This is a genomic window from Crystallibacter permensis (assembly GCF_025960875.1).
GTDB classification, from domain to species: Bacteria; Actinomycetota; Actinomycetes; order Actinomycetales; family Micrococcaceae; genus Crystallibacter; species Crystallibacter permensis.
In genome coordinates this window covers 155,115-167,688 of the sequence record NZ_JAODLR010000003.1, presented here as the reverse complement: position 1 = coordinate 167,688, position 12,574 = coordinate 155,115, and the positions used below count along the sequence as shown (strand labels likewise).

At 62.0% G+C, this 12,574-nt stretch carries 13 protein-coding genes, 1 tRNA gene and 1 other RNA gene; 4 read left to right on the top strand and 11 right to left on the bottom strand.

The genetic code is table 11. The features are described 5' to 3' along the window. Positions 1-2: 2 nt before the first annotated feature. From B0G38_RS04945 to mptB, 6 genes are all read right to left on the bottom strand, one after another. Complete coding sequence (locus tag B0G38_RS04945; RefSeq protein ID WP_264668409.1) at positions 3-827, bottom strand: CDP-alcohol phosphatidyltransferase family protein; 825 nt, start codon at positions 825-827, stop codon at positions 3-5. Further along, positions 824-1,897, bottom strand: a complete 1,074-nt coding sequence (locus tag B0G38_RS04940; protein WP_264668408.1) for a glycosyltransferase family 2 protein — start codon at positions 1,895-1,897, stop codon at positions 824-826. Before B0G38_RS04940 ends, B0G38_RS04945 begins: the two co-directional genes overlap by 4 nt. Beyond that, positions 1,897-2,688: an ABC transporter ATP-binding protein gene (locus tag B0G38_RS04935; RefSeq protein WP_264668407.1), complete on the bottom strand. Its 792-nt coding sequence runs from the start codon at positions 2,686-2,688 to the stop codon at positions 1,897-1,899. The genes B0G38_RS04940 and B0G38_RS04935 overlap by 1 nt, the downstream gene beginning before the upstream one ends. Continuing rightward, a complete protein-coding gene (locus B0G38_RS04930; protein ID WP_169996735.1) occupies positions 2,672-3,520 on the bottom strand; it encodes an ABC transporter permease in 849 nt (282 codons plus the stop codon). The genes B0G38_RS04935 and B0G38_RS04930 overlap by 17 nt, the downstream gene beginning before the upstream one ends. Positions 3,521-3,607: 87 nt before the next feature. Beyond that, complete coding sequence (locus B0G38_RS04925; protein ID WP_264668406.1) at positions 3,608-4,042, bottom strand: DUF3224 domain-containing protein; 435 nt, start codon at positions 4,040-4,042, stop codon at positions 3,608-3,610. A 94-nt stretch (positions 4,043-4,136) separates the two neighbouring features. Next, positions 4,137-5,666, bottom strand: coding sequence for a polyprenol phosphomannose-dependent alpha 1,6 mannosyltransferase MptB (gene mptB, locus B0G38_RS04920; protein WP_264668405.1), 1,530 nt, complete (start codon positions 5,664-5,666; stop codon positions 4,137-4,139). A gap of 238 nt (positions 5,667-5,904) precedes the next feature. Between mptB and orn the strand changes: the two genes are divergently transcribed. The 3 genes from orn (at position 5,905) to def (ending at position 7,596) form a co-directional block, all read left to right on the top strand. Then, entirely contained in the window at positions 5,905-6,519 is a 615-nt protein-coding gene (orn, locus tag B0G38_RS04915; RefSeq protein ID WP_074702094.1) for an oligoribonuclease, read from the top strand. A 174-nt stretch (positions 6,520-6,693) separates the two neighbouring features. Next, positions 6,694-6,766: transfer RNA gene (locus tag B0G38_RS04910), tRNA-His, on the top strand. 257 nt (positions 6,767-7,023) lie between these two features. Beyond that, entirely contained in the window at positions 7,024-7,596 is a 573-nt protein-coding gene (def, locus tag B0G38_RS04905; protein WP_264668404.1) for a peptide deformylase, read from the top strand. Between the two features lie 27 nt (positions 7,597-7,623). Here def and B0G38_RS04900 read toward each other — a convergent pair whose 3' ends face one another. The 4 genes from B0G38_RS04900 to rnpB all read right to left on the bottom strand — a co-directional run bounded on the left by B0G38_RS04900 (position 7,624) and on the right by rnpB (position 11,525). Beyond that, positions 7,624-8,964 carry a glycosyltransferase family 2 protein gene (locus B0G38_RS04900; protein ID WP_264668555.1) on the bottom strand — a complete coding sequence of 447 codons (1,341 nt, stop codon included), beginning with the start codon at positions 8,962-8,964 and terminating at the stop codon, positions 7,624-7,626. Between the two features lie 130 nt (positions 8,965-9,094). Next, positions 9,095-9,304 (bottom strand): hypothetical protein, encoded by a 210-nt coding sequence (locus tag B0G38_RS04895; RefSeq protein ID WP_074702090.1) that lies wholly within the window; start codon positions 9,302-9,304, stop codon positions 9,095-9,097. A 121-nt stretch (positions 9,305-9,425) separates the two neighbouring features. Then, entirely contained in the window at positions 9,426-10,901 is a 1,476-nt protein-coding gene (locus tag B0G38_RS04890) for a glyceraldehyde-3-phosphate dehydrogenase (protein ID WP_169996248.1), read from the bottom strand. Positions 10,902-11,137: 236 nt separating this feature from the next. Continuing rightward, an RNA gene (gene rnpB / locus B0G38_RS04885) (RNase P RNA component class A) lies at positions 11,138-11,525 on the bottom strand. Between the two features lie 69 nt (positions 11,526-11,594). Between rnpB and B0G38_RS04880 the strand changes: the two genes are divergently transcribed. After that, positions 11,595-12,359, top strand: a complete 765-nt coding sequence (locus tag B0G38_RS04880) for a YaaA family protein (RefSeq protein WP_264668403.1) — start codon at positions 11,595-11,597, stop codon at positions 12,357-12,359. A 34-nt stretch (positions 12,360-12,393) separates the two neighbouring features. On the opposite strand, the gene B0G38_RS23300 is transcribed toward B0G38_RS04880, so the two are convergent. Next, positions 12,394-12,507 carry a C4-type zinc ribbon domain-containing protein gene (locus B0G38_RS23300; protein WP_413542034.1) on the bottom strand — a complete coding sequence of 38 codons (114 nt, stop codon included), beginning with the start codon at positions 12,505-12,507 and terminating at the stop codon, positions 12,394-12,396. Positions 12,508-12,574: the final 67 nt, after the last annotated feature.

Genomic DNA, 12,574 nt, shown 5'->3' with positions numbered 1-12,574 from the left:
GCTCACTTCCGCAGCCTCGGCGAGGCCATGATGGCGACGAAATGGCCTAGATTCACAAAAATCACTCCGGGTACGAGGATGTAGAGCAGCCAGCGCTCCCCCAGCACCGGCTGCGCGGCGACGAGGGACACGATCGAGGCCGTCAGAATGAGCAGGCTCATCTCCACCGAGTGCAGCACCCGGTGGAAGGGCAAGAACCGGGCCAGTCTCCGCAGCCTCCCCACGAAACTTGCCGCCGGCACGGCCTTTGCAGCCGAGGTATCGGGCAGCTTGTCCATTCCGGCCAAGGCACGGGAGGCGTGGACCATCTCGTTCTGGGCTTTGTTCAGGACGATGCCCAGTGCCAGCACGGCGCCGAGGAAAAGGTGCAGGTACGCCATGCCCGGATCCGTTTGCAGCAGGCCGAGGTCGCCGACGCAGCGCAGGCCCAGGGCCAACGGGATCAGGCCCTCCGTAGTGTAGTGGCCGATCTTGTCCAGGAAAATGCCCTTGGGGCTCTGGGTTCCGCGCCAGCGGGCGACTTCGCCGTCGCTGCAGTCGAAATAGAGCTGGAGCTGGGAAAAGAAGACCGCAAGCAGGGGTCCCCAGATCCCGGGGATCAGGAGCGAGGCGGAGATGGCCCAGCCGGAGAGAATCATCAGACCGGTGACGCCGTTTGCAGAGATCGGCGTCCGTACCAGCGCGCTGGTCAGGTAGATCGAAATGTGGCGCAGGTACAGTTCCGCGGTCCAGTGCTCGGCGTTTTTACGGCTGCGCACCTCCGGAGGCTGGGCCACCGCGCGCAACTGCTCAAGGGTGGGCCTGGCGGGACGCTCGGTGCGGTTCATGACTTCCTCCTGCTGGTGTCCACGGTTCCGTGGGCGCCAAAGATCCGGCCGCGGATGTAGCCCAGACCCCAGCTGATGTGAATGCTGGGCAGCACGATGAGCAGTCTGAGGCGTTCGGCCATGGTCAGCCGCGCCTTGATGGTGAGCGCGGCATAAATGATGCCGAGCGCGTACAGGGCCGGGATAAAGCCGGCCAGCAGCACCAGCACGGCGAGCCAGGCCGGCCACGTGTCCGGGACTTTCGCCAGCAGGAGTATCTCAGCGACGAGGCCCAGGGCGAGCCCCAGCACAAGCAGAGGAGGCAGGAAATGCCGTACCGACTTGCCTTCCTTGTGGCGCCGGGCGAGCTCGGCACGCCAGATGCCGGCCGCGTAGAACTGCCGGATCAGCTTGTTCCAGCTTGAACGCGGCCAATAAGTGACTGTCAGTTCCGGATCGAACCAGACGGCGTAGCCTGCCTGGCGCAGGCGCAGGCACATGTCCCAGTCCTGCCCGCGCCAAAGGGTTTCTTCGAAAAGCCCGACGGCGTCCAATGCTTCACGGCGGAAAATCCCCAGGTAAGCGGATTCAGCCGGCCCTTCCGGAGCACCGCTGTGATATGCCGCGCCGCCTAGGCCGAGCGGGGAATGGTAGGCCGTTGCTACCGCCCGTTGAAAGGCCGTCTTCCCCTGCGCGTCCATCAAGCCGCCAACGTCGGCGGCACCGGTGCGCAGGAGGGTGGCAACTCCCCTGGCCGTGTAGTGCGGCTCCAGTTCAGTATGTGCGTCCACCCGGATGATGACCGGGTACTGAGAGCCCTCGATCGCGAGGTTCAGCCCGGCCGGAGTCCGACCAGTGGGACTCATGACGGTACGCAGCCGCGGTTCCTCGCTCTGCAACTGCCGGACAACATCGTCGGTCGTATCCGTGGATGGTCCCATCGCCAGCACGATCTCCTTGGGGCCCGCGTACTCCTGGCCCAGGATGCTGCGGACGGCACCCTCAATGTGCTCAGCCTCATTGAGGACGGGCATGACATAAGAGACACCGGGATGCGGGGCAAGCGGCGCGAGTTCAGGCGTCAACGGCACTACTTCTTGGTTTCCTGGTAAGCGTCGACAACTTCCTTCGGATCTCCATCCATCTGCAAGACGCCCTTGTTGATCCAGATGACGCGGCTGCAGGTATCCAGGATGGACTTCATGGAGTGGGACACCAGGAAGACGGTACCGGCGTTCTCTCGGATCTCGCGGATGCGGGCCTCGCTGCGCTTCCGGAAACGCTGGTCACCCACCGCCAGCGCTTCGTCCACGATCAGGATCTCGTGCTGCTTGGAGGCGGCGATGGCAAACTTCAGCCGGGCCTGCATGCCCGAAGAATAGGTGCGCATCGGGAGATCGATGAATTCTTCCAGTTCAGCGAACTGCACGATGTCATCCCGCAGGCGGTTGATCTCCTGCTTCGAAAAGCCGAGCGCAAGGCCGCCGAGCTGGATGTTCTTCTCGCCGGAAAGGTCCGGGATCAGCGCTGCACCGACTCCCAGCAGATTCGGACGCGCGGAGGCGTAGACGGCGCCGTCGCTGGGCGGCGTCAGTCCCACCAGGGTTCGCATTAGCGTGGACTTGCCGGAACCGTTGGAACCGATTACGCCGATGGACTCGTTCTCATAGGCAGTGAAGGAGACGCCCTTGAGAGCGTGCACTTCACGGATCCCACCGCCGCTGCGCTTGAGCAGCGACCGGCCCGTGCCTTTGACGGGCTTGCCGCCCGCATAGACCCGGTACTTGACGTGCAGATCATCAACCACTACTACCGGCTTCCGCCCGTTGGCTGACGCGTCCTGGTTGGCCAAATCCACTCCCGTTTTAGTCGACTCGGCCATAACGCTCCTCAGCGGACCAGAAGAACAATACGCCCGCAACGAAGACCGCTACGGACCAGACCGAAAAGTACAGCCAGTACATCGGGTCGTAATCAACCCCCGGCATCAGCGCGCCACGGGCAATGGACAGGACCTCGTGCAGCGGATGGTAGTCAAACAGCGCGATCGCCCACGGATGGGATGCCAGGATCGTCTCGATCGAGAAGAGGACGCCGGAGGTGTAAAACAGGATCCGCGTGAACAATGGCAACAGTTGGGTCAGGTCCCGGACATGCACGGTCAGACGCGCGCCGATCAGCGCGACGCCCAGGTTGAACATCGTGAAAACCGCAACCAGCGGGATCATCAGCAGCCATTCCACGGTGATGGGCGCGCCCAGCAGCAGAATGTAGACAACCATGACGCCCAGCATCGGGACCAAGGTCATCAGTTGCTGGATCACCGTGGAGACGGGCAGCGTGATGCGGGGGAACGCCAGCGACTGGACCAGCGCACCGTTGCCGGTGATGGACTTGGCGCCGTTATTCATCGAGGTGGAAAAGAACTCGAACAGGAAAACGCCGATAACCACATACATCGGAAAGTTTTCCGGTCTGCTGGCGCCCTGCAGGATGCCGAAAATGGCCCCATACAACAGAGCGTTCAGCGTCGGCTTGATGAAAATCCACAGCATGCCCAACCGGTTGCGCTGGTTGGATGCCTCGATCTTGTACTTGGCCATGGCGATGGCGAAGTCACGGCGCCCCCAGGCATCAGCTAGATATCTGGGCAGTGACGGCCGGGCCCCGACTCGGTGGAGTCGGTTCCGGTCCGCATATTCGGCAAGGCTCATGCCAGGTAGTTCCCTTACGCGCGAATGGTTTGGAGCGGCGCCTGGCCCGGACTCGGGCCGGAGGCGCACATACCGAGTTTAGAGGATTCAGTCGGGCAGGCCGTTTACCGGCTCTGTGCGAAAGTACACACGCAGTTCCAGGCTGTGCTGACCGCTGGCGTCCTGGGAGTACGTGGCCTTGCCGACGATTCCTTCCAGGTCGCCGGTTCCGGATCCGGGAATGATGTGGCCGGCGCTGGCAGCGGCTTCGCCTTCGGCGAGGCCCCAGTGCTGGATGATCATGCTTCCCTCTTTGCCGTCCACCGTACCGGTGAATACCTCGGAAGCAACGTAGCCGGCACCGCGGCTGTTTCCGGCCATCAGCAGCTCTGCCCGGCTGGTGCCGATGATCAGTCCGTCAAAGAGTTTGGTGACGCGGACCCGGCTCAGGTCGGAGTTCGAACCTTCAATTTCGTAGGGTTCCGGATCCCATTCGGTGACGTCAAAATCTGCTGCAATTACTTCTTCGGCCTCACTGGTCATTGCACCAGTATCTCCGGTATTGCCGGCGGTTGCATCTTGATGGGTTCGCGCACGGGCCTACGTCCCGCCGTCGGAAGGACCACCGGAGGTCAAATCAGAACAGCCGGTTATCGGCAGGGTCTTCGTATTTCTTCCGGAAAAGCGTGCGCGTCTTGGGGTCAAAGAACACTAGATAGACGGCGAACGCGACGGCGACAAAAGCGGCCAGCAGCCGGGCAGCACCAAGGTCGAACTCGATGTACGGGAAGATATCCAGCTGGTCGGCTATGGCGTAGACCATCAGGAAGGACGTGACGGAATACACGGTTTTTACCTGCCAATCATTCCGGATTCCCGTGGCGGCAAAGAGCGGGAGCAGCCAGACGACATACCAGGCCTGGATCATCGGGGCGAGAAACACGACGGCGGCCAGAGCCAGAGCCAGTCTGCGGACTATCCGGTCATGTTTGCCACGGAAGATCAGATAAAGCACGACGCCGATCGACGCCACCGTGCCAGCCTTATGTACCAGCCAGGTGATCAGTTCCCCGTCGAGCGAGAACGCGCCGCCGAGCCCACCGAGCACGGCGCCGAGCAGCCCGATCGGCGCGTACCAGATCCAGACGCTGCCGGGAGTGCTCAAGGCTCCCACCCAGCCGAAACCGAAGCCGTTCATGAGACCGAGGATGCCCAAAAGACCAAACGATAATCCAGCGGTAAGAACCCAGAATCCGAATTTCCTGGGCCAGCTGGCCCCGCGCCCGGCCCAGAGCAGTCCGATGAAGGGCAGGAAGATGATGGTGATCGGTTTGATACCGATGGAGAGCGTGACCAGCAGGACGCCCAGCAGCGGCTTCTTGGTCGCCGCCAGATACAGCCCGCCCAAGGCCAGGCCCAGCATCAGCGCATCATTGTGGATGCTGGCGATGAACGTCGTCAGGAACAGCGGATTCGCGCAGGCGAGCCACAATGCACGGTTGGGGTTGATGCCGTGCAGCTCGGCCAGTTTCGGACCGTAGTAGATGCACATCGCGGCCCCCGCCAGTGCGATGATGCGGAAAAGAATGATGGAGTACTCCGGGTGGCCGCCTGTCAGCCAGACGACGAATTCTTCCATCCACAGGAAGATGGGTCCGTACGGCGTCGGGCTCCTGGCCCAGAGATCGTCGGCACCGGTCTGCAGATAGTTCGAAAGCTGGTCATAACCATCAACGTACGGATTGAGGTTATTGACCATGACTTTGCCCTGGGCAATGTAGGCGTAGACATCCCGGCTGAAGAGCGGGATGCTCAGGGCAAGCGGGGCTCCCCAGGCAGCTATCGCTGTATAAGTGGCTTTGCGCGCTTCGGCTCCCCAGACGGTGAACTGCTGTCCCAGCCGCAGCCAGGAGCGGATCATCAGCATGCCGCCCAAGGCGAGGAGGACAACCGAGACGACGACGCCTTCGGGTTCAATCCGCAGCCAGATTAACAGCGGCCACCGCCGCAGGTCCGATACTGACGCCAGCCAGCCCACTCCCAGCGAGCCGAAAAACATCATGAATGAACCAATGGTCCCCTCGATGATGCTTTTCGCCGAACGCCCCGGGCCCTCTTCGCTCCCGGCAGGCGTGGAGGGATCAGTAGCGGGCATGTTGGCGGTCATCTAAATGCGGTCCAATCAATCTGGGTGTGTACGTCGTTCGCAGCCCGTGGCTTGGCCACGGGTGCCGTGGAGAATGCACGCCTCAGAACGGTCAGGCGAATGAAGGCAGCCCGGCTGGCTCTCCGGGGCGCTTGTTGTGGATTTTAGCATCGCGGACCGGACGTTTCGCTGGAGGGTCCGCAGCGGCGGCTTTGTTCTGTCCGGGCATGTGCCGCTGCCGACGCGGTACATTTGAGCGGTGCCTATCTCTAATGAACATATTGTCTGGATCGATTGCGAAATGACCGGACTGGACCTCGAGGCAGATGCGCTCATCGAGGTGGCAGTGCTGGTGACCGACTCGGAGCTGAACGTGCTCGGGGACGGTGTGGACGTGGTCATCAAGCCCTCCGATGAGTCTCTTACCCAGATGAATGACTTTGTCCGGGAAATGCACACCACTTCCAAGCTGCTCGACGAACTGCCGCATGGCATGACCATGGCCGAGGCGGAAGAGATAGTCATGGAGTACATCACCGCTTGGGTTCCGGAGCCCCGCAAGGCACAGCTCGCCGGGAACTCGGTAGGCACGGACCGCAACTTCCTGGCCAGGGACATGCCGAAGGTCATCGATTTCCTCCACTACCGGATCATCGACGTCTCCACGATCAAGGAACTGTCGCGCCGGTGGTTCACGCGCGCTTACTTCCAGTCGCCGGCCAAGAGCGGCGGCCACCGGGCCCTCGGAGACATCAAGGACTCGATCAACGAGCTGCGCTACTACCGCCAGGCAGTCTTCGTCCCCTCCCCCGGGCCCGACTCGGCAACCGCCAAGAAGATCGCTGCTGAGGTCACCCAATCGGCAGTGCTCTGACCCCACGGCGGCGATGTTAGCTGCACCACATTTTGGTCGATTCGGGCCAAAATGGCGGAAGACGGTCAAAAGCACCCCGGAAAGCATGTAGACTTATCTGCGTTGCCTTTTGTGGTTGAAGACCGGCAGGAACCGCTAGAGTGGGATCTGCCGGGAGGAACAAAGAGGCATATGGTGGGTATAGCTCAGCTGGCAGAGCGCCTGGTTGTGGTCCAGGAGGTCGCGGGTTCAAGCCCCGTTACTCACCCCGAATGAGGCTGGTGACTTACACCGGTAGCTTCGCAAGAAAGCCGCCTTGGAGATAATCCAGGCGGCTTTCTTCATGTTCAGCCGGTCAAGCCCGGCAGTCGGCGGAATACCCTGTCGCCCAGCCTTACCCGGCCGCACGCCTGCTCACGATCTTCGGCGGCACCAGTGAGATCGTTGTGCGAAGGCGCCGGCCGGGATATCGCCAGCCAGTAGTTCAAGCTTTCGCCACTGAGGACTTTCGCACTGAGGAGAAGCATGCCCGTCCGTCCAGTCACCATCACCGGTGAACCTGTCCTGCACCGTCGCGCCGCCGCCGTTACCGAGTTCGACGACGACCTCCGCGCCCTCGTCGAGGATATGTACGAGACGATGGACGAGGCCCACGGGGTGGGACTGGCCGCGCCGCAGATCGGGGTCGGGCTGCGCCTGTTCACCTACGACTTCGCCAACGACGACGGCGTACCGCCGCGCGGCGTGCTGATCAATCCGTCGCTGACGCTCTCGAAGATCTCCGGCGCCGACCCGGACCCCGAGGAGGAAGTTGAAGGCTGCCTGTCCGTGCCTGGGCTGAGCTACCCGCTCAAGCGCGCGGAATGGGCCAGAGTCCAGGGGTTCGACGTCGACGGACAGCCAGTGGATTTCGAAGCCACCGGCTGGTTCGCCCGCGTCATGCAGCATGAATACGACCATCTTGACGGCAAGCTTTACATCGATCGGCTCAATGACCGCTGGGGCCGGCGTGCGCGCAAGCACATCAAGAACCAGGGCTGGGCCAAAGAAGGACTGACCTGGATGCCGGGCGTGGACCCGGATCCGTTCGGCCACTGATCCAGCAGACCTTGCGGCCCCTTCTCGCTAGCTTGGTTGCTTGGTCCGCATGTCAACGCTCAGTTTGCCGTTGACCGTGGCGTAGGTGCGTAAATCGCCTGCCGGGGATGGCAGCGGCAGGTTTGTGTCCACGGCGATACGATGTTCCGCACCTGTGAATCCGTCTTTCGTTGCCCGAGCGTAAAAATCTACGATCACGGGGCCGAAACCTGCCAAAGACACACTATCCAGGTTGGCGAAGTACTTGCCGGGTTCAGCCCGAAGAGGATCGAACCACTGGGTGCTGCACTTATTGGATCCGCGGCCGCGGACCACAAGTTCCAAGCGGTCCAGTTCTCCGGCTGGATCCAGCGCCACTTCCATGCTTATCTGATCAGATTCCCATGACACGCGTACAGCCCTTGCCTTGGCTTGGACAAACGGTTCGGCAGCAGCCAGTCTTCGCAGCCCGCCCAGGTCGCCGGCGCGTACAAGCGCAGATCTCTGCCGATGGGGGAAGGACAACTGTTCTTCCAGCGCCGGGGAAATGTAGCGCTGCGCAAACTTCGCGTGCTCGGACATCCAGCGCCGCGCCTGCCGGCGGTTGATCTTGCGAAAACGGTCCGGCGCATAGAACCTCAGGCACTTACGCCGGTATAGGTCCAGCGCCAAGAGGCTGGCCCGGTCTCCATCGGGGTCGCCTTCGGTGAGGATCCTGGCAATCTCGCTAACAGAGCGGGTGTAACTCTCCGGACTGGTCCGTTGCGAACTGATGTTTGCGCCGTCGTCCCTCGTCCTAAGGTAGTAATAGTCGTAGTCCGCGAGCAGGGAGGTCCGCTCTGAAACCAGATAGCATCGCGCCAACACCAGGCCGTCTTCGAGCCTGACCATCCCTTCGGGAAATCTGATCCCGTGCCGGTCCAGCATGCTCCGACGGAACATCTTCTGGGGCGAGAGGGTACCAAGAATTTTCCTCAGGTCAACGTCCAGGTAGGTCTCCCGGAATAGTCCTGATTGGACGCCCCTGCCGCCGAGCCCCACCATGCGCGGCACCAAAAGATCCACATCGTTGGCCAAGGCATAATCCACCATGCGACGCAAGGCTTCGGGCCCCAGCAGGTCATCGGCGTCGCAAAAGAAGATATAGGGAGCCTGGCTCGCCGCGATGCCGACATTGCGCGGTTTACCCGGCCAGCCGCTGTTCTCTTGATGGATCACACGGATATTGGAGTGGGCAGCAGCGAAGGCATCAAGCACTTCCCCGCTCATGTCCGTGGAGCCGTCATCGACAGCGACGATCTCAAACAATGCTGGATCCAGATCCTGCCCTGCCAGGGAGTCGAGCAAGTCAGCCAGATACGGCATCGTGTTGTAGACCGGTATTACCACGGCCACCTTCGCCGTCGCGGCACTGGCGCTTGGGCCGCTGTCCCCCGCCGGAACGCGCGGACCTTGGTTCTTGGCTACGGCCCGCTTGAGTCTGCGCTTAACGGCACGGAACTTATCGTGAAGCCTCAAATCAAGAGTCCGTCAATCCAGACCTATGTTCCTTCTCGCACCGCAGATAGTCTTCCTCGGCGATGTCCTTCAACCGGGTCAGCTCGTCAACGCGCTTCTGTTGGACATCTCCGCGCGCGAACGCCGACTGCGCTTCCTTGAGCAAGCGCTGGGCCTCCTTGTAGTTGGCCTGCGCCTGTTCCCACCTCGACAACTCTGTCTTTTCAGTCATGGGCCCATTCTAGGAGGCCCCCTAGCAAAAGCCATAGCTGTTACCCGCGTGCCGCAGATACCGAGAGGCCGGCGGCGTTTAAAACGCCGCCGGCCTCTCGATCGACCAAGATTCCGTCAGGTCAGCTGATCGCCTCAACCACGGGTTCCTTGGCAACAACCGGGAACAGCATCGGGTGCACTCCGGCCATTTCCTCCAGAACGCGGATGACCTGGCAGCTGTAGCCGAATTCGTTGTCATACCAGACGTAGAGGACGGCGTTCTTGCCGTTCGCGATGGTTGCGAGGCCATCGACAATGCCGGCGCGGCGAGAACCCACGAAGTCGCTCGAAACAACTTCGGGAGAGTCGATGTAGTCGATCTGCTTGTGCAGTTCGGAATCCAGCGACATACCGCGAAGGTAGGTGTTCAGTTCTTCCTTGTTGGCATCCTTTTCCAGGTTCAGGTTCAGGATGGCCATCGAGACGTTCGGGGTAGGAACGCGGATGGCGTTGCCCGTCAGCTTGCCTTCGAGCTCGGGCAGAGCCTTCGCGACTGCCTTGGCGGCACCGGTCTCGGTAATCACCATGTTCAGCGAGGCTGCACGGCCGCGGCGCTCACCCTTGTGGAAGTTGTCGATCAGGTTCTGGTCGTTCGTGAACGAGTGGACCGTCTCCACATGGCCGTGGACCACGCCGTACTTGTCGTTGATGGCCTTCAGGACCGGGGTAATGGCGTTGGTGGTGCAGGACGCGGCCGTGACGATCTTGTCGTCGGAGGTGATGTCCTTGTGGTTGACACCGTGCACGATGTTCTTCAGGCCGCCCTTGCCCGGCGCGGTCAGTACAACGCGGGAAACACCCTTGCTCTTCAGGTGCTGCGACAGGCCCTCTTCGTCGCGCCAGCGGCCGGTGTTGTCCACAACAATGGCGTCGTTGATACCGTACGCGGTGTAGTCAACCGTGGACGGATCGTTGGAGTAGATCACATTGATCAGCGTGCCGTTGGCGAGGATGGTGTTGTGCTCCTCGTCCACGGAGATTGTCCCCTCGAACGGGCCGTGGACGGAGTCGCGGCGCAGCAGGCTGGCGCGCTTGACCAGGTCATTCTCGGACCCCTTGCGGACCACGATGGCACGCAGGCGCAGGCCGTGGCCGCCGCCCGAGTGGCCGATCATAATCCGGGCCAGGAGACGGCCGATACGGCCGAAACCGTAAAGAACGACGTCGGTGCTGACGCGGGCGTCCGCTCCGCGCTTACCGACGATCTCGGCGAGCTCTTCCCGCAGGAAGTCCTTCAATTCGCTGCCGGCGGCTTCGGTCTTGAACTTGACCAGCAGGCGGGCCAGATCGACAGAACCGGCACCGAGGTCCAGCTCGGTCAGGGCCTGAAGCACCGGGAAAGTTTCTTCCAGCGGCAGTTCAACGTCATCGATCTGCCGGGCAAACCGATGGGCCTTGAGGATGCCAACTACGGACTGGTTGATCAGGCTTCGTCCGTGGATGGATGTGACCACGTTGTTCTCGCGGTACAGGCGCCCGATCAGCGGAATCATCGTTTCGGCAAGTGCCTCGCGATTGATCCACGTATCCAGGGCCGCTTCTGACTTCTGGTTCACAGAATTACCTTCCTACATCAGCCGGACTCTCCCTCGAGACCGGTTGGAACTCGCCGCGCAATCCACGGCGACGCCTGCAACGAAGATCCGTCTACTTCGTGCAGAGCACACACCCGCCGTAGCCGGCAGCTGTGTTAAGGACTATGCCCATATCTATTCTAGAGACTCCGGAGGGGCACTGGTTCCAGATACGTGTGAAGTCACTCACAAGCAGCTGCTGCAGGGCTGCCGGTTGTGGGATGGGTTGGCCTTTAAGCCGGGTTCTGTCGCCGGCGGCAGTTGCCCGCCGCCGGGTGGCAATCATCCATCTAGGGACACCGTTGCCGATGCCCTCAAGCGGCCTACCCGGGCACTCGGGCGAGCAGCCCTCGAACGTACCCTGTATGGCCTTGCTCCGAGTGGGGTTTACCTAGCTCTCCCGGTCACCCGGGACACTGGTGGTCTCTTACACCACCTTTTCACCCTTACCAGATCCCGCCCATAGGCGGTCCTGGCGGTTTGTTTTCTGTGGCACTGGCCTGCGGGTTACCCCGAGTGGGCGTTACCCACCACTCTGCTCTGCGGAGCCCGGACTTTCCTCGGCAGCAGGTTTGCACCTGCCAACGCGATCGCCCAGCCAACCCATCCAGCTCCAAGGATACAGGCCGCGGCACCACGCTCGGGCGACCCGGGCGGAATCTGTAAGCTCGTAGGGTGCTGATTCTGCTTCCTCCCTCCGAAGGTAAAACCGCTGCTGCCAAGGGTCATCCCTTTGAGCTCTCGGAACTGCATTTTCCGGAGCTGAATCCAGCCCGCGAAGAAGTCCTGAACGCCTTGGCCCACGTCAGTTCGCAACCGGATGCGCTGGCCAGCCTCGGCGTCGGTGCGTCCCTGGCCGCCGAAGTGGAACGCAACACGCGACTGCACGACGAGCCGTCGGCCGCCGCCCACACCGTTTATTCAGGCGTCCTTTACGACGCCCTGGGTTACCGCACCATGACCGCGGCGCAAAAGCGCAAGGCTGATGCCGCCGTCGTTATTGTCTCTGCCTTGTGGGGAGCCATCGGATTCCCGGACTACATTCCCGCCTACCGGCTCTCCATGTCGGTTGGCCTGCCCGAAACAGGGAAGCTCGCCAGTTACTGGAAAAAGCAGCTGCCCCCGGCGCTGGACGCGCATGCGGACGGGCACCTGCTGGTGGACTGCCGCTCCAGCAGCTATGCCGCAGCGTGGTCGCCGGCCGCGGACAGGACGGTAGTGGTCAACGTTTTCCAGGAGCGCAACGGCAAGCGGACGGCTGTCTCGCACTTTGCCAAGCACACCCGCGGCGAGCTCGCCCGCCATTTGCTCACCCGCCGGGGCAAGGCGCCGGAGACCCCGGCCAACCTGCTCAAGGCCGCGCAGGAGAAATGGCAAGCGGAACTGGTGGCAGGAACCGCGCGCAAGCCGCACGCACTGAACATCATCCTGCCGGGTTAGCTGGCCCTGCCGGCTTATTTAGGATCCTGCCGGGTTAGCTGGCCCACTCATTAGAGCGGACCAGGATGCAGCCGGAGTCGGGGCAGAAGACGATGTCGTCCTCGGCGGCCTTTTTGATGTCTGCCAGGTCGCCCGGGCTGAGCTGCATGCCGGAGCCTTCCGACTTCCCGTGGAAGAGTCTGGCTGCACCCACGCCCCGCTGGGCGCGGGTCTTC

What these genes read in the sequence shown, in the direction of transcription:
- B0G38_RS04945 (WP_264668409.1), bottom strand. Translation starts at nt 827, where the DNA reads ATGAACCGCACCGAGCGTCCCGCCAGGCCCACCCTTGAGCAGTTGCGC.
- B0G38_RS04935 (WP_264668407.1), bottom strand. Translation starts at nt 2,688, where the DNA reads ATGGCCGAGTCGACTAAAACGGGAGTGGATTTGGCCAACCAGGACGCG.
- B0G38_RS04930 (WP_169996735.1), bottom strand. Translation starts at nt 3,520, where the DNA reads ATGAGCCTTGCCGAATATGCGGACCGGAACCGACTCCACCGAGTCGGG.
- B0G38_RS04925 (WP_264668406.1), bottom strand. Translation starts at nt 4,042, where the DNA reads ATGACCAGTGAGGCCGAAGAAGTAATTGCAGCAGATTTTGACGTCACC.
- mptB (WP_264668405.1), bottom strand. Translation starts at nt 5,666, where the DNA reads ATGACCGCCAACATGCCCGCTACTGATCCCTCCACGCCTGCCGGGAGC.
- def (WP_264668404.1), top strand. Translation starts at nt 7,024, where the DNA reads ATGCCCGTCCGTCCAGTCACCATCACCGGTGAACCTGTCCTGCACCGT.
- B0G38_RS04895 (WP_074702090.1), bottom strand. Translation starts at nt 9,304, where the DNA reads ATGACTGAAAAGACAGAGTTGTCGAGGTGGGAACAGGCGCAGGCCAAC.
- B0G38_RS23300 (WP_413542034.1), bottom strand. Translation starts at nt 12,507, where the DNA reads ATGCAGCTCAGCCCGGGCGACCTGGCAGACATCAAAAAGGCCGCCGAG.